The sequence below is a fragment of the Sphingopyxis italica genome (assembly GCF_011926545.1).
GTDB classification, from domain to species: domain Bacteria; phylum Pseudomonadota; class Alphaproteobacteria; order Sphingomonadales; family Sphingomonadaceae; genus Sphingopyxis; species Sphingopyxis italica.
In genome coordinates this window covers 667,072-684,618 of sequence record NZ_JAATIT010000002.1, presented here as the reverse complement: position 1 = coordinate 684,618, position 17,547 = coordinate 667,072, and the positions used below count along the sequence as shown (strand labels likewise).

General features: G+C 63.5%; 12 protein-coding genes and 1 pseudogene. 8 read left to right on the top strand and 5 right to left on the bottom strand.

Annotated elements, in window-relative coordinates; genetic code table 11:
• Positions 1–36: 36 nt before the first annotated feature.
• The 4 genes and pseudogenes from GGR90_RS10965 to GGR90_RS10950 all read right to left on the bottom strand — a co-directional run bounded on the left by GGR90_RS10965 (position 37) and on the right by GGR90_RS10950 (position 3,248).
• On the bottom strand, positions 37–663 hold the full coding sequence (locus tag GGR90_RS10965) for a hypothetical protein (protein ID WP_167921459.1): 627 nt from the start codon (positions 661–663) through the stop codon (positions 37–39).
• 348 nt (positions 664–1,011) lie between these two features.
• Positions 1,012–1,636: pseudogene (locus tag GGR90_RS10960) on the bottom strand (NAD(P)-dependent oxidoreductase); the annotation flags it as partial.
• 44 nt (positions 1,637–1,680) lie between these two features.
• Positions 1,681–2,073, bottom strand: a complete 393-nt coding sequence (locus GGR90_RS10955; RefSeq protein ID WP_167921458.1) for a hypothetical protein — start codon at positions 2,071–2,073, stop codon at positions 1,681–1,683.
• 68 nt (positions 2,074–2,141) lie between these two features.
• Positions 2,142–3,248, bottom strand: a complete 1,107-nt coding sequence (locus tag GGR90_RS10950; RefSeq protein ID WP_167921457.1) for an aminotransferase class I/II-fold pyridoxal phosphate-dependent enzyme — start codon at positions 3,246–3,248, stop codon at positions 2,142–2,144.
• Positions 3,249–3,266: 18 nt separating this feature from the next.
• Between GGR90_RS10950 and GGR90_RS10945 the strand changes: the two genes are divergently transcribed.
• The 5 genes from GGR90_RS10945 to GGR90_RS10925 all read left to right on the top strand — a co-directional run bounded on the left by GGR90_RS10945 (position 3,267) and on the right by GGR90_RS10925 (position 10,537).
• Positions 3,267–4,376 (top strand): LysR family transcriptional regulator, encoded by a 1,110-nt coding sequence (locus GGR90_RS10945; protein WP_167921456.1) that lies wholly within the window; start codon positions 3,267–3,269, stop codon positions 4,374–4,376.
• A 182-nt stretch (positions 4,377–4,558) separates the two neighbouring features.
• The gene (locus tag GGR90_RS10940) at positions 4,559–5,527 is read left to right on the top strand and encodes an amidohydrolase family protein (RefSeq protein ID WP_167921455.1); all 969 of its coding nucleotides are present in this window, start codon (positions 4,559–4,561) and stop codon (positions 5,525–5,527) included.
• Complete coding sequence (locus GGR90_RS10935; RefSeq protein WP_167921454.1) at positions 5,527–7,053, top strand: serine hydrolase; 1,527 nt, start codon at positions 5,527–5,529, stop codon at positions 7,051–7,053. Before GGR90_RS10940 ends, GGR90_RS10935 begins: the two co-directional genes overlap by 1 nt.
• 107 nt (positions 7,054–7,160) lie before the next feature.
• Positions 7,161–9,158: a prolyl oligopeptidase family serine peptidase gene (locus tag GGR90_RS10930; RefSeq protein ID WP_167921453.1), complete on the top strand. Its 1,998-nt coding sequence runs from the start codon at positions 7,161–7,163 to the stop codon at positions 9,156–9,158.
• Between the two features lie 26 nt (positions 9,159–9,184).
• Positions 9,185–10,537: an MFS transporter gene (locus GGR90_RS10925; protein WP_167921452.1), complete on the top strand. Its 1,353-nt coding sequence runs from the start codon at positions 9,185–9,187 to the stop codon at positions 10,535–10,537.
• Here the strand turns inward: GGR90_RS10925 and GGR90_RS10920 are convergent.
• Positions 10,534–12,519 (bottom strand): DUF885 domain-containing protein, encoded by a 1,986-nt coding sequence (locus tag GGR90_RS10920; protein WP_167921451.1) that lies wholly within the window; start codon positions 12,517–12,519, stop codon positions 10,534–10,536. The genes GGR90_RS10925 and GGR90_RS10920 overlap by 4 nt on opposite strands.
• Before the next feature lie 5 nt (positions 12,520–12,524).
• Between GGR90_RS10920 and GGR90_RS10915 the strand changes: the two genes are divergently transcribed.
• From GGR90_RS10915 to GGR90_RS10905, 3 genes are all read left to right on the top strand, one after another.
• Positions 12,525–13,859, top strand: a complete 1,335-nt coding sequence (locus GGR90_RS10915; protein ID WP_209023681.1) for a D-serine ammonia-lyase — start codon at positions 12,525–12,527, stop codon at positions 13,857–13,859.
• A gap of 217 nt (positions 13,860–14,076) precedes the next feature.
• A complete protein-coding gene (locus tag GGR90_RS10910) occupies positions 14,077–16,281 on the top strand; it encodes a TonB-dependent receptor (protein ID WP_167921450.1) in 2,205 nt (734 codons plus the stop codon).
• Between the two features lie 72 nt (positions 16,282–16,353).
• Complete coding sequence (locus GGR90_RS10905) at positions 16,354–17,514, top strand: pyridoxal phosphate-dependent aminotransferase (RefSeq protein WP_245198576.1); 1,161 nt, start codon at positions 16,354–16,356, stop codon at positions 17,512–17,514.
• Positions 17,515–17,547 lie beyond the last annotated feature (33 nt).

Sequence of the window (17,547 nt, the reverse complement as noted above, 5' to 3'; positions counted from 1 at the left end):
ATGCGCCCCCGGTCACGTCGCTCGGCGGCATCGCCGTCAGTCTTTCAGATAGCGGTCGCCGCACGCCTTCATCACATCGACGGGTGGCCCCAGCCGCACCGCCTTGGCGAGCGCGCGCATCGCGATCTCGCCGATATGCTTGTCATCCTCCGCCGGATAGACTTCGCTGTTCGACAATTGTTCGAGCTGGCCATTGAGCTTGACCCAGGTCGCGGCGCGGGCGTCGGGCGCAATCTCGCTTTGTGCGAAAATCTGAAGCAGCACGGTCGACAGCGTATAGCATTGGGTGCGCGTGTCGCGCGCGTCGGGCGGCAGGCCCTTGAACGCGTTCGCCTGCGTTTCCGGGAACGCCTTGGCGCACGGCGCGGTGTAGCTTGCGGCATAATTGTCGGCGACGAACTTGTCCTGCAATCCCTTGTCGTGCGTGCCGATGCGTTCGATCTTGGCGACGACCTTGGCCGGGTCGTCGAGGTCGCCGTCCGTCCCGGCGAGCAGCGCGAAATGCAGCGTATGGCTCGCGTCGTCGAGCGGGACGGAGCCCTTCCCGACGGTTTCCTGCGTCACCGCCATCGTGGCGCCGTAGCAAAGCGCCGCGCTTTCGGCCCGGTCGGCGGGGAGTGTGACCTCGGGCGTGCCGCCGCAGCCAGAAAGAATCAGGCTCATGCAAGCCGCGATCCACAAAGCGCCGCCCCGGCTTGCTGCTTTTCGCTTCACGTCGCTCTGCATTCCGATCCCCCGCTAAATCGCGCATCATCCCGACGCACCGTCTGATCGGTGAGCAAGAATGATCTTCACCGCTCATGGACGTTCGATCGAGCCGTGTCGTGGACCATGAGGAACAGGCATGGGACTTCGCGGCAACGGCTGGTGTTGGGTAGCGACCCTTGCGGTGCGGCTTCAACACCGCAGCCAGCTTTTCGGCTGGGTCGTCTTGGCCGCTATTCCGATCGGGCGGTCTTGGGTCGCGCCGGAATAACACGTCCTCCGGCATCCCGCTCCTCTCTATTCGGCATCCGCCGCGCCCTCGTCGGTTTCGGGGGTCGCGGGGACCGCGAGGATAACCCAGTCGAAATCGCTTAAGCGGGCGCGCCACTGATCGGGGGTGAGCGTGTTGGGGCCGGGCGACCGGCGCACCACCGTAACGTCGACCGCAAACGCCTTCAGCTGCTCCTCGATCAGCTGCCGATCGCGCCATAGCCGAGCAGCAGCGCTTTCGACCCGAACAGTTCGACCTTTCCTGACGAGTCCATCAGCCATTCGCGGCGTTCTTGCGCGCGGACGACGTCGCGGTAACCCTTGGCGACGGTGAGCATGCCCATCACGACATATTCGGCGATGGTGATCGCGTTGATGCCGGCGCCGTTCGTGACGATGGTGCCGCGCTCATGAAACAGGTCGAGCGGCATGCCGTCGACCCCGGCGTAGATGGAGTTCAGCCATTTGAGGTTTGTCGCGGCGGTGATGACCACCGCCATGTCCCTTTTATCGTACATATCGAACAGCCGATTTCGGCATCGGGCGCGAGTTCGAGAGCTTCATCTTTCGACTGAAAGAAGCGCGGTTCGACCCAGTCGGGTAGCCTGCATTCGACGAGCGGGCGGATCAGACCTGAAAGAACAATGACAGTCTTAGCCATAACTTCCTGTCGGTGGCGCATACGTGGTTGAGCGCAGGGTGGCACTAACACGCGAATGCGATTGTAGAGGGAGATGCGAGAGAGGGGCCTCGAAAATCGTGTGAACCACATGACGGGTGCCGCTGCATCTTAGTCCGACGGCTCGATGGCCTCCAATAGGCGTAACGAACCTCAGGCATATCGTCGATCCGCCTGGCGAGAGTTTCCAGCGCGGCCGTGCGCAATCCCGACACCTGCAAGGACACCCGAAACTGCATCTGGCTGAAACGACAGTCGATGTCGGCAGGCAAAAGATCATGTTCGGCGACCATTCCGAGAATATGTGAGAGCAGATCCGGCTCGGAGATCGCGATCACCACGAGGCGGTAAACCCGGTCGTCTGGAGGAATGTCGTGCACGCCTCCACCATATTGCTTGTGATGCGTCAGTTCGACCATAGCGCCCTCCGTCTGGTCTGGAGGCGTGGCATCGGGGACATTCGGAGTCGGTGATATGTGAGCATTGGTCAGATCGCTCCGAGTTCGGAAACCAGTCTGTCGATGTCCGCCTGGTCATGGTTGGCGTACACCGCCGCCCTGAAAATGCCTCCGGGGCCCGCCCCTGGATAATCCGATATTGGTAGGTAGATGCCTTTGGAAAAGAGTCGGTACTGGACCCGCCGCATCTCGTCGCGCGACTGAAGCCGAAAAGAGATGATGTTCGACGGGGAGTCGGAAACGGCAAATCCGTTGTTGCTGAGGCCTTTTCGCAGCGAAACCGCGAGGCGGCTGAGCTTGTGCCGCCGTGAGGGATTCAGGCGCATATAGCGCATCGCCGCTACCGAAACCGCAGCGGATATTGGCGAGCCGGCGTTCGCGCCGCGCTTGGGTGCGAGCGCGTTGATCCGGCGCGCCTGCGCCTCCGTGCAGCCTATCACGGCGCCTTGAGCGCAAAGGGCCTTGCTAAACGTTGCACCTTGGATCGCGAGATCCGTCACCCCCAGATGTTCAATCGCGCCGCAGCCGCCGAGTCCCAATACACCGAAGCCATGGGCATCGTCGACGATCATCGCGCCGCCAAAATTCGCCAGGATATCGGCATAGTCCCGCAGCGGCGCCAAGTCGCCCGATGCCGCAAATGTCCCGTCGGTGAGGAGCAGCGGCCGCGACCGCGGCGCGAGCGAGCTGTCGATCTTGTGCCGCAGAGCCTCGGCATCACGGTGCCGGAAATAGGTAATTGGCACCCCCGAGAGGATCGCCGCGTCCTTGAGATTCTGATGCGCGGATTCGTCGATGAAAAGCTGATCGCGCGACTGGCGTTCGGCTGCGAGAGCCACCATGCCGATCATATAGCCGGACGCGAAAAAGACGGCTGTTTCGGTGCCCATATAGTCGGCGGCGACCTGTTCGACCTCCTCGAACAGCGGGTCCCGAATGCCGTAGGGCGGCGGCAATTGCTGCGCGAAGGGGACGCCGCGGGCAATGGCGTCCAGCGCGGCCTCGCGCAGTTCGGGCAGCTCCGAGAGGGCAAGGTAGCCGGCGCCGGAAAAATTCAGATAGGGACGGCCGCCGATCAGGTAACGGCCGCTCGCGGGACCGCTCACGGTCAAGCCGTCGACCGGCTCTTTGTCCACAACGGACCGGGGCTCCAAGTGCATCGCTATCATACCTCCCGGTCGTGCACTTCCTGTTTCGCAACTAGCGGACAATCTAGAAAGGCTATTGCCGTCATTAGTGCGGGTCGAAGGCATTGCTCTGAGCCGGCCACGTCCTTACCGGTGGCGGGTATGTCTCAGACGATCGAAGAAGACGCCGACGCTTACCGGCTCGATGCGCAGCTTATGTCCGACCTTTGGATTTTTCGGGCGGCTGCCCGGCATGAATCGATCACGGCAGCGGCGCGGCGGCTCGGCGTGACGCAGGGCGCTGTGAGCCAACGGGTCCTGCGCCTCGAAGCCCGCCTCGCCACGCCATTATTCGTGCGCAACAAGAGCCGAATAACGCTCACCGAGGCGGGGATTTCGCTGATGGGGGCAATGTCCGACGTCGCTATGATCTTGAACGATGCGGTCAGCCGGATTCATCACCAGCAGCGCGGTGCGATCGTCGTGTCCTGCTTCCCGTCGCTGGCAACCGAATGGTTGGTGCCCCATCTCGAGGATTTCTACAGCGAGAATCCCGGAATCGAAATCTTTGTGCGATCGGAACTTTTTCCTTCGACGGTCGAACGGATGGAGGATGAAGGCATCGACATCTCGATCGATTATTCGCCGCATCCGATTGCGGAGCTGCAGGAACTCGCCTCTCTGCAGGAGTTCATCTTTCCGGTCTGTTCGCGCGATTATCTGGATCGCCTCGGTGCCGATGCCGAACTCCCTATCGTTTTGCTTCACGATGACGTCCCGTGGATCGGCGGAGCGAGCGGGGACGAGTGGAACGCGTGGCGGCGGGGAGCGGCAACGCGGTGGCCTGAATCTCCTGCGAGCGAGCGCCACTTCAATCTCGCGCATCTCGCCTATCATGCGGCTCTTTGCAGTCAGGGCATAGCTATCGGACGATCGGTCGTCGTCAATCGGCTGATCGAAAGAGGCGAACTTGTTGCGGCGCTGGACCGGCCGCCGGTGCCCGGACCGACGTTCCGCCTCCTGACCCATCGGCCGGGCGACGCTCAGTCGCCGCAGCGCCGTTTCGCGCTTTGGTGGGAGAAGTCGATGCAAAGGACACAGAGGGCCACCCTCGATCTGATTGCGGCGCGCCGGTAGGCGATGCTTGACGGTCCAGCGCTTTCTCGCTTGATCGACCTGTCGAAGCCTAGGCCGACTAGACCCGGTATCGCCTAATGGCATCATTAGATTTCCGGGCTGGTGCTTGAGCGCCCGCAGTCTGAAATGGCGACGGATTTATAGGGTGATCGATGATGTGCTTGACGGGGTGTTCCGATCTGGTGGCGACCGCCACGACTTTGCCGCAAGCCGGAATACTGACGCCGGCGGCCGATCATCACCTTCATATCCAGAGTCCCCAGGTCACAGCCGAGCTGCGGCGAGTGGCCGAGCGGCTCCCCGCTATGTTCGCGGGCCTCAATCCCGCAATTTTGGACAGTCGTTCCGGCGCGGATGCCTTGCGCGTTCTGGATGATGCGGGGGTCGCCCAGGGCGTACTTCTCTCGGAAGCCTATATGTATGCATCCGTCTTCGCGACCGCCGGCCTTGCCAATCCGGCGCGGCTGACGCGCGAGGAGAACATGTTCAATGTCGAGGCGGCCGAACATTCTGGCGGACGCCTCAAGGCCTTTATCGGTGTTAACCCCTTCTGCGACTTCGCCCTCGACGAGATTCGCTACTGGGGCGAGCGCGGTGGTGCCGCCGGCATCAAGCTGCACCTTGCCAATAGCGGTTTCGAGCCTGATCTGGAGGAGCATATTGGCCGGCTCGCTTCGGTTTTCCGGGAGGCCAACCGGCTCGGCTTTGCGCTGCTCGTTCATCTGCGACCCGCGGGAACCTACAATGAGGGGCATATCGACCGGATCATCGAAGACGTTCTATCGCAAGCACCTGACGTGGTGATCCAACTTGCGCACGCCGGCGGCGGCGGGGGCCTCGACGATCCCACGCTCCTTGCGCTGGAACGGTTTTGCGGCGCCATCGCCGAGCAGCGGCCGGGAACGCGCGGGCTTTTGTTCGATCTGGCCGCCGTTCTTGTCCGCGACGTGGGCGACAGCGCCAATGTCGAGCGCCTCGCGCGCTTTGTCGCCGTCGCACGGTCCATCGGGCTGGACCGCTTTCTGATTGGTTCCGACTGGCCGACGCTTTGTTCACCGCTTGAACACACTGCATTGCTGCTGTCGCAGATGCCGTTTGACGACGATGAATGGCTTGTTCTAGCGCGCAACCGCGCGGATTATCTCGATTGATGCCAAGCAGTTTTTCCTTAGTCGAGCCACAGGCGGTCGAGGCGGCGATCGGCGAATGCGTCGAAAGCTTCATGGACGCATTTGAGATACCGGGCGCGGCAATCGTCGTCGTGCGGCCGGACCAACCCGATTTCCTCAGGGCATTCGGATATCGTGTCGCGGGCAAGTCCGAGCGAGTCGACCTAGATACCCGCTTCGCCATCGCCTCGAACAGCAAGGCGTTTCTGGCCGCCTGTCTCGCGATCCTGGTCGACGAGGGCCGCATAGGCTGGGACGATCCCGTCATCCGCTATCTCCCCGATTTCGAGATGCACGATCCGGTCGCCACGCACGCGATGACGATACGCGACCTGCTCGTCCATCGCAGCGGACTGCCGCTCGGCGCCGGCGACCTGGCCCAGGTGCGGCGCAGCCATTTCACGGCCGAAGACGTGCTCCGCTCGCTGCGCCACTTCAAGCCCGAGCGCGGCTTCCGATCGGGCTACGCATATGACAATTGCCTCTACATCGTCGCGGGTCTGGTGCTCAAGGCGGTGACAGGCCTCGCATGGAGCGACTTCGTCGCCCAGCGTGTCTTTGCGCCGCTCGGCATGACCGGCGCGGTCGGCGATCCGACCCTCGTACAAGGAGGTAACGTCGCCGGTCGTCATTCGCGGCTCGGTCCACCGGTGATCGGCATGGGACCGGTCGTGCCGGTGGCTGCCGATGAGACGAGCGTCAACGGGCCGGCGGGCGGCATCGTGGCAAGTCCGGCCGAAATGCTGGCCTGGCTTCATGTCCAGCTAGGCCGCGGTGCGCTGCCCGACGGGCGCAGACTATGGAGTGAAACGCAGGCGAACGAGATGTGGACGCCGCAGACGATCATTTCGAGTGGCCCCGGTCCGATGCCCGATGCCCCGCATCGGACCGTGATGGAGGCTTATGCGCTCGGTTGGGGCGTGGCCGATTTTCGCGGCCACCGCATGTTGACCCATGGCGGGCAGCTAGCGGGCCAGGTGACACGAACCGCGCTGCTGCCCGACGACGGCATCGCGATCGGCCTGTATACCAACTCCGCCGAGGCGGACGCGCTCTCGGCACTGCGTTACGCCATTCTCGACATTCTGCTCGGTGCGCCGCCTTTCGATTGGCTGGCGGCGGCAAGACACGCCATCGCCGAGGGACAGGCCGAGGTGAGGCGGGCCTTGGGGGAGGGTGACTTCCCCGCGCCGGAGGGCACGGCCTCGCTTCCGCTTCAAGCCTATGCGGGTCGCTATCGCGATTCCTGGTACGGAGACATTCTCGTCACAGAAGCGGGCGGGAAGCTGGCCATCGATTTCCTTCCCACGCCGGCTTTCGTGAGCGAGCTCGAACCGTTCGGGACCGACAGTTTCCGCACGCGCTTTGCATATGGGGTGGGCGAAGATGCGATCGTGACGTTCGCCGTGTCGAGCGGGACCGTCTCCGCCGTCACGATGAAGGCACTGTCGCCGCTTGCCGATTTCAGCTTCGATTATCATCATCTCGGGTTCGTTCCGACGGCATGACAAGTGCAGGCTTCTCGTCCGGCCGGTCCTTGTCGACGCGTGCTATCCTGTCTCTCCCGTTCCCCAGCCATCTTTGCGCCACGCCCGACGGGCGGCAGGCGGCATGGGTGGCGAACGACGCGGGCCGCCGGAACATCTGGATCGCGAACCCCGCCGATGGCGATACCGGCCTCCGCCGAATTACCGACCATACGCGCGATGACGGCCTCCTCCTCGCCGACCTGCAATGGGGGCTGGGGAGCGCCGCCCTTCTCTATGTCGCAGGATCGATCACGACCGGCGGCCGCGCGCCCGATCTGAGGGGCGACGGAGAGGGGGCTGCGCCTGCGGAGATCCGGCTCACAGTGATCGAAAGCGGGGATACCCGCACCATCGCGGCAGGCTATGCGCCTCTCGTATCTCCTGCCGGGCACAGCATCGCCTTCGTCGATGCGCAAGATCTGCGTATCGCGCGGATCGACGCGCTGCATCCCCCCTTTACGGCGTGCAGCGTAGCCGGGACGATCTCTGGTCTCAGCTGGTCGCCGCGCGGCGATAAGATCGCCTTTGCCAGCGCGCACGACGGGCAAAGCCGGATCGGCGTGTTCGATCTGGCCGAGCGAAGCCTGTCGTGGATCGACAACGACGGCGCGTTCGACATCGCGGCGGCATGGTCGGCGGACGGAGCGGGCGTCGCCTTCATTCGCCTGCTCGAGCCGGACGCCGAAACCTACTCGGGCCGGCCCGAGGGTCTGCCCTGGTCGATCCGGACGGCAGGGGTTGGCCACTCCGCGAGCCGCTGCATCTGGACCGCATATACTGGCCCTGGCAGCGTTTTCCGTTCGTTCGAGCACGGTCCCGCGCTGCTTTGGCGGACCAACGGGACGATCATCTTCGGCTGGGAACGAACGGGCTGGCTCCAGCTCCACTCGGTCGACGTCGCGACAGGCGCGGTCGCAAACCTGACGCCGGGCCAAGGCGAAATCTTCAGCGTCGCGTCATGCCCTGATCGCCGGTCGCTCCTTTTCTCCTCGAACCACGGCAACCTAGACGGCCGCCGTCTTTGGCGGCTCGAGCCGGGCAAGGGCGCGCCCGTTGCCTTGACAAACGCAGACGCGGTGACGGACCGCCCGGTGGCGTGTCGGAACGGCCGGGTCTTCGCGCTGCAGTCCAGTTCGGCCAATCCTCTGCGGCCGGTCGCAATCGATGGCGACCGGCGCCTTCGTTGTCTGGCTTCTCCGTTACCGCGCTGGCTTGCCGACCTCGCGCCGCCCGAGCAGCTGTGTTTTCAAGCACGCGACGGTACCGATATCCACGCCCAGCTCTACCTGCCCCAGGGCGCGGACGCGGCGCAGCCTGTCCCGGCGATTGTTCATTTCCACGGCGGCCCCGCACGACAGATGCTGGGCGCTTGGCATGTCATCGAGACCTATCACCAGCAGTACGGGCTGAACCAGCTGCTGGTCGATCGCGGTTTCGCGGTGCTGAGCGTGAATTATCGGGGCGGCACGGGCTATGGACTGTCATTCCGAGAACCTGCCGATTTCGGGCTGAGCGGCGCCAGCGAATATCTGGACGTCGAGGCCGCCGCGCATTTCCTGCGCGGCCGAGCGGAGGTCGACCCGAACCGCGTCGGGGCCTATGGCGTCAGTTACGGCGGCCTGCTCGTGTCCCTAGGACTGGCGCGCGCTTCGCATTTATACGCCGCCGGTGTGGTTTGCGCGGGCGTTGCCGACTGGTCGGCGCTCTTTCCCGAAGCCGAACAGGATTCCGCCCCGGCCAGGCTAGCGAGATCGGCGTCGCCAGTCTCGGATACCGCGTCCTGGCGTTCTCCGGCGCTTCTCATCCACGCCACCGACGATCGCGTTGTGCCGCTCCAGCAGACGATCGATCTTCGCGAGGCGCTGCGGCGGGAGAGTGACGCCGCGATCGAGATGTTGCTGATCGAACGCGAACAGCATGACCTTCAGCTGGCGAGTTCGTGCGCTACCCTCTTCGACGCTATCGCCGACTTCTTCGAACGAAAGTTGGGCCGCGCGATCGAACCCGTTACCGTTGACCGGCGCGGCGCGGACGGGCCGCCGCTTAGCGAAATGACGCGACCTCAGAATGGAACAGTGCCGTGATTCAGGAAAATGCAACGAAGCGGATGATGACAATGCGGCTCCGTTCGTTCGGATATGCGCTGTGCAACGTCGCAGTGTCGGTCGGCTCGTTACCGATCAACCTCTTCCTGCTCTACTATCTGACCGAAATACTCGGCGTCCGGGCGACGCTGGCGGGTCTGGCGGTCGCGCTGCCCAAAGTCTGGGATGCCTTGATCGACCCGATGCTGGGCGGCTGGATCGACCGGCTCGCGGTGCGGATGCGCCGGCGCTGGCCGATACTGGTGATATCGGGGCTCGCTTATGTCGGAAGCCTTGTCGCCGTCTTCGCGATCCCGAGCAGCCTGTCGATGACGGCGATCGTCAGTCTCGCCATCGTTCTGCTGATCATCTCATCGATCGCCCACACCGGTATCGGCATTTCGCAATTTGCGCTCGCGACCGAGATGACCTCGAACCCGGTGGAACTCAGCAAGCTGCTCGCCATGGCGGCGATCACCGCGCAGATCCTGACCGTTCCGGCCAGCGCGCTCATCCCGCTGCTCATCGATCACGCGGGTGGCGGCGAGGGCGCCTATCTGGTGATGTCGGTACAAATCGCAGCCTTCGCCGCCGTGGTCCTGGCGGCATTCATCGCGATGACCCGGCGCGTACCCGTTCGCGCGGCAACGGTGGACACCCAGGGCCTGTCGACTTGGGAGTCGCTCAAGGCCACCGGGAACAATAGCGCCTTCTACAGTCTCGTCGCCCTGGTCGTATGCCTCAACGGCAGCATCACCATCCAGATGGGCTTTCTTCCCTTCGCGAACCAATATGTTCTGGGTGGTTCGGCCGCGACCTTGTCGCTTCTCCAAGCCGCGCTGGGGCTGTCGGTTGTCGCGGGCATGCTCGCATCCCCCTTCCTGGCCCGCCGCTACCAGACGATTCCCTCGATGCGCGCTTGCAACCTGCTCTCGGTCGCCGCGCTGCTCGCGATGTTCTTCGCAAGCTACGGCCCCGTGTGGATGACCGTCGCCGCAATCAGCATCATGGGTTTCGGTGCCGGGGTCATCGGCGTCCTCATTCAGACCGCCATCCTTACCGCCGCGCGCATGCCGACGAACGTCGGGCTCACCATCGCGCTCGGATTTTACCTCGGTATCATGGTCGCGGCGATCAAGCTGGGCGGGTCGGCGGGATCGCTCGTGTCGGGACAGTTTCTCGCGTTGATCGGATTTCAGTCCGGCGGTGCGGCGCAGACCGAAACGGCGCTTTTTGGCCTCCGGCTCGGTTATACCGCGGTGCCATGCATTCTGACCCTGATCGGGAGCTTTTTCCTCTTCCGGACCGTCCTGCCCATGGGGCAGGACACCGCAGACATGCCCGACGAGACGCGCCCGGAACCCGCCGCCGCGGTTTAGACAAGGCTGCCTGCCACAATCCCGTCGAGCATCGTCAGCGGTACATTGCCGCACTGGACCAGCGCATCATTGAAGCTGCGCAGGTCGAAATCGGCTCCCTGCGCGCGGCGCGCCGCATCGCGGATCCGGTTCATTTCGTTATGGCCGATCTTGTAGCTGCAGCATTGGGCCGGCCAGACGCAATAGCGATCGACCTCCCCGGCGATCTGAGAATCGGGAGACCCGCTGTGCTCGGCGAACCAGCCGATCGCCCGTTCCCGTGACCAGCGCTTCGCATGGAGGCCCGTATCGACCACCAGGCGACAGGCGCGAAAGCAGAGCGACTGAAGATAGCCGAGCTGCCCAAGCGGGTCGTCCTCATAGGCGCCCAGTTCATCGGCAAGCTGTTCGGCATAGAGCGCCCAGCCCTCGGCATAGGCGCTGAACGAAAGCAGCGAGCGCAACAGCGGCAGCCGGTTGGCATATTCGCCTTGCCAGACATGGCCGGGAATGCCCTCATGATAGGTAAGGGTTGGCAGCGCGAAGCGAGGCCAGATCGCGGTATCGCGAAGATTGATAAAATAGTGACCTGGTATCGCGCCGTCGATCGAGCCGGGCCCCGCATAGCCGTCTGGCGCGCCCTGCTCGATATCGGGGGAGATTCGCCGGATTTCGAGCCGGCCTGGAACCAGCGTGCGAAACGCGCGCGGCATCTGTTCGCGAATTCCGTCGGTGAGCCGCGAGAGATAAACGAGCAGTTGCTCGCGCCCGGCGGCTGTATTCGGAAAGAGATTGTCGGGAGAACGCGAGAGTGTCGCCATGCGCTCGGGGACACTGCCCCCGGACAGGCCTTGGCGGCGTAGTAGCGTGTCCATGCGACCGTGAAGGTCTCGGACCTGCTCGAGCCCGAGCTGGTGAACCTCGTCGGGGGACATCGCGGTGGTCGTCGACGCGCGCAGCGACCAGGCATAATATGCGTCGCCATCGGGAAGCTTCCACGCCCCGGCGTCGTCCGTCGCGTCCGGCTGCAGGGCGGTGAGCGCGGAGATCTGCCGCGCGACTGCCGGCGCGATGCGGTCGCGGGCGATCGAACGGGCATGGCCGAGTTGCGGGGCGGCCGGCGTTTCAAGCTTCTCCACCAGCGAACGCACCACCTGCCATTCGTCGATGTCGCGCGCGAGCCCCGCGCGCAGCTGCGCGATGGTTTTCCCGATCAGGAAGGAGGGGAGGGTCACGCCGCGCGCGCCGTCGCGGGTGATGCGCTCCGTTTCGCCGTCCAGCGCGGCGCCATAAGCGGCGAGCCGGTCGAGATAGGCATCAGTATCGTCGGCGCCGGCCAACCGGTGCTGGCTTGCGAGAAATTCAGGGGTTTCGACGAACGCGCCGGTATTCTGGGCCACGACATAGGGCGTGTTGCGATGGGAAAAATTGACGCTGAGCGCCGAGATATCGCCGAAACCGAAGGCAAAGCCCTCGACGGCGAGTTGAAGCGCCGTGCGCGCGACGTCCACGTCGCTCCGCTCGGCGGGCGAAAGGGCGTGGGGCGGCAGCCGATTGAGCGCTTCGAGCCATTCGGTCGCCCGACCGGCGATCTGCGTTACGCCTTCGGGAGAGCGATCCGCCAGCCGGCGCCTCAGGCTCGCCCTCGTGCCATTGTCGAGGCCGAGATGCGTGGCGTTCTCAGGATAGGCCGACAGCAGGCCCTCGGCGATATTCTCGAGCAACAAGCCTGCGTTGGGAAGATCGTTGGGCATAAGGACTTTCAAGTTGCGGGCACGGGGGGCGATCCTCTTCCAAGGCGATGGCAAGCCGCGTCGCAAATCAGCAATGCTATTGCCGCCATTAGCCGGGGACGCGAACCAGGAAAGGACCTGATCACTTGGGCGTTCGAGCCGACTAATGAGCGCAATAGATATCCTCCGTTGCGGTTGTCGCCGCGGGCTGGAAGTCACCGGATGATGAGGAGGCCTTTCGGACCGGAGTACGCGTTCGATGTCCGCCATTCGAGATGATCGCGACGCTGCGGGTATCGGCAGGTCTCGATACAAATGGGGTAATAAGAAGAAGAATGACCAACGATCGATTCATACCTGCGATCGGCGCGCCGGCGGCCGGAGTCTGGGGCACATCGCCCCTCCAAGAAGGCGCGGGCGCCGTTTGGCTCAATCCTGCGCCCCAAATGATCGCCGCGGCAGGCGGGCAGGTTTCGCTCGCGGACGTCGCCGTCGCACGCGAGCGGCTCGATCGTTTCCGGTCTGCGCTGCAAGCGCTTTTTCCGGCGGACGGCTGGAACGGGCAAATCTGGTCCCCCCTCAATCTCTATCCGCTGTCGCCTGGCGAGGTGCCACTCCTCGTCAAGGCTGACAGCCTGCTACCGGTGACAGGCTCGATCAAGGCGCGCGGCGGGGTCTATGAACTGCTGTGCCATATCGAAAGGCTGGCGGTCGACGAAGGCCTCGTCTCGGACGGCGGGGATTATGAGATACTGGCGTCGGCGGGGGCGCGGGAAAAACTGTCGTGTCATACAGTCGCCGTGGCCAGCACCGGCAATCTTGGGTTCAGTATCGGGATCGTTGCGCGCGCCTTCGGGCTCGAGGCGATCATCCACATGTCGTTCGATGCGAAGCAATGGAAGAAGGATCGCCTCCGCGCCCTTGGCGCAGAGGTCATCGAGCACGACTGTGATTACACCGAAACCGTCGGGCGCGGGCGGGAAGCCGCCCGCTTGCAGTCGCATCATTTCATCGACGACGAGGCGTCGCGCGAGCTCCTGGTCGGCTATGCCGTCGGTGCGGAGGAACTGATCGGGCAATTGCGCGAACGCGGGATCGAGCCCACGCCCGATGCGCCGGTCGTCGTCTACCTGCCGTGCGGTGTGGGCGGCGCGCCCGGCGGCATCGCCTTCGGTCTGAAGGCGCATCTGGGGCCGGCGGCGGTCTGCGTCTTTGTCGAGCCCACCAGTTCGGCCTGCATGTTCGCGGCGCTGGAGGCGGGCGAAGGCAGGCCGGTTTCGGTCTATGACCTCGGGCTTCGTAACAGCACGATCGCCGACGGACTCGCGGTTCCGCTCGCCTCCCAGCTTGTGCTGGATACGGTCGGGTCCGCGATCGACGCCGTCGTCGCGGTTCCCGACGACGAAATGATCGTCTGGGTCCGGCGAGCGTGGCGCGAGGCGCAGATGCGGCTGGAGCCTTCGGCGGCGTCGGCCCTGGCGGCGGTCATTCCCTTTCTTTCTCGGCGGCCGGATCTCCGCGACGCGACACATGTCGCGTGGGCGACCGGCGGGTCTCTGCTGCCCGACGAGGAATTTTATCCGATGCTCGGCGGCGATGTACGGCCCTGAGCAGCGCCGTCATTGCTCCAGCTAATAGCTACCCTAGTTTTTCGGCATGGGCATTTCGCGGACGACATGTTTGGTTGATGACCGTCGAAACGTAAAGGCGCAGCCAAAAGCGTCGGCGCCGACAGCGCAAGGAACAGGTGATCGACAGTGTCTCGTCTCAGTGCATCAGCGTGACGCGCATGCGCGGGCCGACGGCTTAACAAAGGTGGGGATTCGCATGGCATTGCATTTTAAATTTCTCTTGATCGCAGGTTGCTCGGGCCTCGCGATCGCGCAGCCCGCCGCGGCGCAGGACGCGGCTGGCGCAGGCGCCGAGACATACAGCACCGATGGCGACATCGTCGTCACCGCGAACAAACGCACCCAGCGCCTTGTCGACGTGCCGGCGGCCGTATCCGCGGTGAGCGGCGAGGCCCTCGAGGCGATCAACGCGACGCAATTGTCCGACTATGTGGCGCGCGTTCCCGGCCTGATCGTCGACAACGTGTCCTTCTCCAACGGGGCGACCCAGCTCACCATCCGTGGCCTGAATACCGGCACCGGAGGCAATCCGACCGTTGGCATCTATATCGATGACTCGCCATTCGGAGGCAGCAGCAACAATAGCTTCGGCGGCAGCACCGTTCCCGACCTCGATCCGCAGGATCTGGAGCGCGTCGAAGTGCTTCGCGGCCCGCAGGGCACGCTTTACGGGGCAGGCAGCCTCGGTGGCCTATTCAAATATGTCACCAAGGCGCCCGATCCCGACCGCTTTACCGCCCGCTTGCAGGTCGACGCGCAGGAAGTGGACGCCGGCGGTATCGGCTATGGTGTTCGCGGCGCGACGAACCTCCCGGTCAGCGATACCGCAGCGCTGCGCGTGAGCGGATATTATCGGCGCGATCCCGGGTTCATCGACAATGTCACAACCGGCGAGACCGACGTCAACGATGCGCGCTTCTATGGTGGCCGCGCCGCGCTGGGTGTGGATCTCGGCGAGAACTGGAAAATCCGCCTTTCCGCCGTGGTGCAGAAGCAGGAAGCCGACGGCAGCGCCGTGCAGGATCACTCGCTCGCCACCCAATTGCCAAAATATGGCGAACTTCGTCAGGCGCGCGCGCCCGGTACCGGCGCGACCTCGCAGTTCATCGGCGATTATAGTCTCAGCGTCGAGGGCGATCTGGGCTTTGCCGTACTGACCTCGACGACCAGCATCGATCGCCAGACGGTCGGCTTCGACCTCGACGTGTCATCTTCCTACAGCGCCACGCTCGCCAACAACGGCATTCCGGATGCAGGCGCGACAATCATTACCGATGCCGATCTCGACAAGATCACTCAGGAAATCCGTCTTACCTCGGCGAGCGGAAGCGGGCTGTCGTGGCAAGTCGGCACTTTCTATACCGACGAGGACGCAAATCTTCGCCAATATCTTGACGTCTTCGAACTCAGCACCGGCGACGTCTATCCTGCGCCCCTGCCGACGCTTCTCGATGCACGGGTCAAGTCGAGCTTCGAAGAATTCGCGCTCTTCGGCAATCTTTCATACGAAATCGCTCCGAATTTCGACGTGATGGGCGGGATCCGTTATAGCCACAACAAGCAGACGCGTCTCCAGACCAACGTCGGCCCCTTCCTCGGCGGCGATGCGACCTTCAACGGCAAGTCGACCGATGAATCGACGACTTACTTACTGAGCGCGAGCTATCACTTCAGTAAGGATACCATGGCCTATGCGCGTTTCGCGACAGGCTATCGACCGGGCGGGCCGAACAATCCGGTCGCGGGCACGCCAGCATCCTATGGTCCCGATCGCACGACCAACTATGAAATCGGCTTCAAGACCGTGTCGCTCGACCGGACGCTGAGCTTCGATATCGCTGCGTTCTGGATTGCGTGGGACGATATCCAGCTCAACCAGCGCAACAGCCTCGGTCTCAATTTCAACGGCAATGGCGGCAAGGCGCGGAGCCGCGGCATCGAAGCGGCGCTGACCTGGGCGCCCATCGATGGTCTGACCCTTGACGGCAATATTGCCTATACCGATGCCGAGTTGACCCAGGATCTTCCTGCGGCGCCACCGACGGTCGGTTTCGATGGCGACAAGCTACCGTCTGTCCCGAAATGGGCGAGCCAGTTCGGTATCAGCTATGAAACGCCGATTTCAAATGAATGGACGGGCGTCCTTGGCGGGTCCTGGCGCTATGTCGGCAAGCGTGACGGCTATTTCGGCACAGTTACGCAGCCCCGCTTCGAGCTTGACGATTATCATGTCGTCGACCTCCGCCTCGGCGTGCGCAACGAAGGATTTTCGGCGACCGCTTTTGTCAAGAATCTGACCAACGGCCATGGGCAGGTCGCGGCGTACACGCTCGGTTCGGATTTTCGGGTCGCCGTCATCCAGCCGCGCACCTTCGGCATTTCCCTTGCGCAGAAATTCTGACCCTTAATGCCCAAGTGGGGGAGCGGTCCGAATACTGGGCCGCTCCCCGATCATCTTATCCGGACGCCGATAATGACAATGACCAGCCAAGCCGATGATATCGAACCTTTTCGTGCCATCGAGGTGAGCCAGCTGGCGCAGAAGATGCGCGCGCGCGGCGATTCGATCATTCATATGGAATTCGGCCAGCCCTCCGAAGGTGCGCCGCAGGGCGCGCTCGACGCGGCGCACGGCGCCATGAGCGGCGGCGACATGGGCTACTGGGAAAGCACGCCATTGCGTGAGCGCATCGCGCGCCATTACGGCGAACAATATGGTGTCGATGTCGCGCCGCAGCAGATCATTCTAACATGCGGGGCGTCTCCTGCGCTCGTCCTCTCGCTTCTGACGGCCTTTTCCGCGGGCAGCCGGGTGATGACGGCAAGGCCCGGCTATGTGGCCTATCGGAACTCGCTGCGGGCTCTCCATATGACCCCCGTCGAGGTGCCATGTAGCGCCGCCGATCGTTTTCAGATCAACGCCCGCCACATTCGCGATGCTGCCGTCACCCCCGACGGACTCATTGTCGCAAGCCCCGCTAATCCGACCGGCACGATCATTCCCCCGGCCGAACTCGCTGAAATTGCCGCAGTGTGCCGCGAAAGGAATATTCAGATCATCTCGGACGAAATCTACCACCGTCTGAGCTACGGCATCGAGACCCAGTCGATGCTGAACCACGATCCCGACGCCTTCGTCATCAACAGCTTTTCGAAATATTACGGGATGCCCGGCTGGCGCCTCGGCTGGCTGATATGCCCGCAGAAATTCGTCGGAGCAGCGCGCGCGCGCGCGGGCAATCTCTTCCTGTCGCCGCCGGCGTTGAGCCAGCATGCCGCCCTGGCCGCCTTCGACTGCACCGAGGAACTCGATGCGAGGGTCGAGGTCTATCGCCAGAACCGGGCGCTGCTCATCGACGCCCTGTCGCAACTCGGCATCACCGGCATCGCACCGTCCGACGGGGCCTTTTACGTCTATGCCTCAATCGCCCACCTGACCGACGACAGCGTAACATTCTGCAAGAAGCTCCTCGCCGAAACGGGCGTTGCGACCGCGCCGGGTATCGATTTCGATCCGGACAATGGCCACCAATTCATCCGCTTCAGCTACGCGGTAACGACCGAGATGACCGCCGAAGCATGCAAGAGGCTGATAAAATGGCTTCCACAGCAGCCATTGCAGATGATCGGATAAACCTCGCTAAATCCTGCGTAAGCGAGAGCCTCT

What these genes read in the sequence shown, in the direction of transcription:
- GGR90_RS10910 (WP_167921450.1), top strand. Translation starts at nt 14,077, where the DNA reads ATGGCATTGCATTTTAAATTTCTCTTGATCGCAGGTTGCTCGGGCCTC.
- GGR90_RS10905 (WP_245198576.1), top strand. Translation starts at nt 16,354, where the DNA reads ATGACAATGACCAGCCAAGCCGATGATATCGAACCTTTTCGTGCCATC.
- GGR90_RS10920 (WP_167921451.1), bottom strand. Translation starts at nt 12,519, where the DNA reads ATGGCGGACATCGAACGCGTACTCCGGTCCGAAAGGCCTCCTCATCAT.
- GGR90_RS10965 (WP_167921459.1), bottom strand. Translation starts at nt 663, where the DNA reads ATGAGCCTGATTCTTTCTGGCTGCGGCGGCACGCCCGAGGTCACACTC.
- GGR90_RS10925 (WP_167921452.1), top strand. Translation starts at nt 9,185, where the DNA reads ATGACAATGCGGCTCCGTTCGTTCGGATATGCGCTGTGCAACGTCGCA.
- GGR90_RS10935 (WP_167921454.1), top strand. Translation starts at nt 5,527, where the DNA reads ATGCCAAGCAGTTTTTCCTTAGTCGAGCCACAGGCGGTCGAGGCGGCG.
- GGR90_RS10955 (WP_167921458.1), bottom strand. Translation starts at nt 2,073, where the DNA reads ATGGTCGAACTGACGCATCACAAGCAATATGGTGGAGGCGTGCACGAC.
- GGR90_RS10915 (WP_209023681.1), top strand. Translation starts at nt 12,525, where the DNA reads ATGATCGCGACGCTGCGGGTATCGGCAGGTCTCGATACAAATGGGGTA.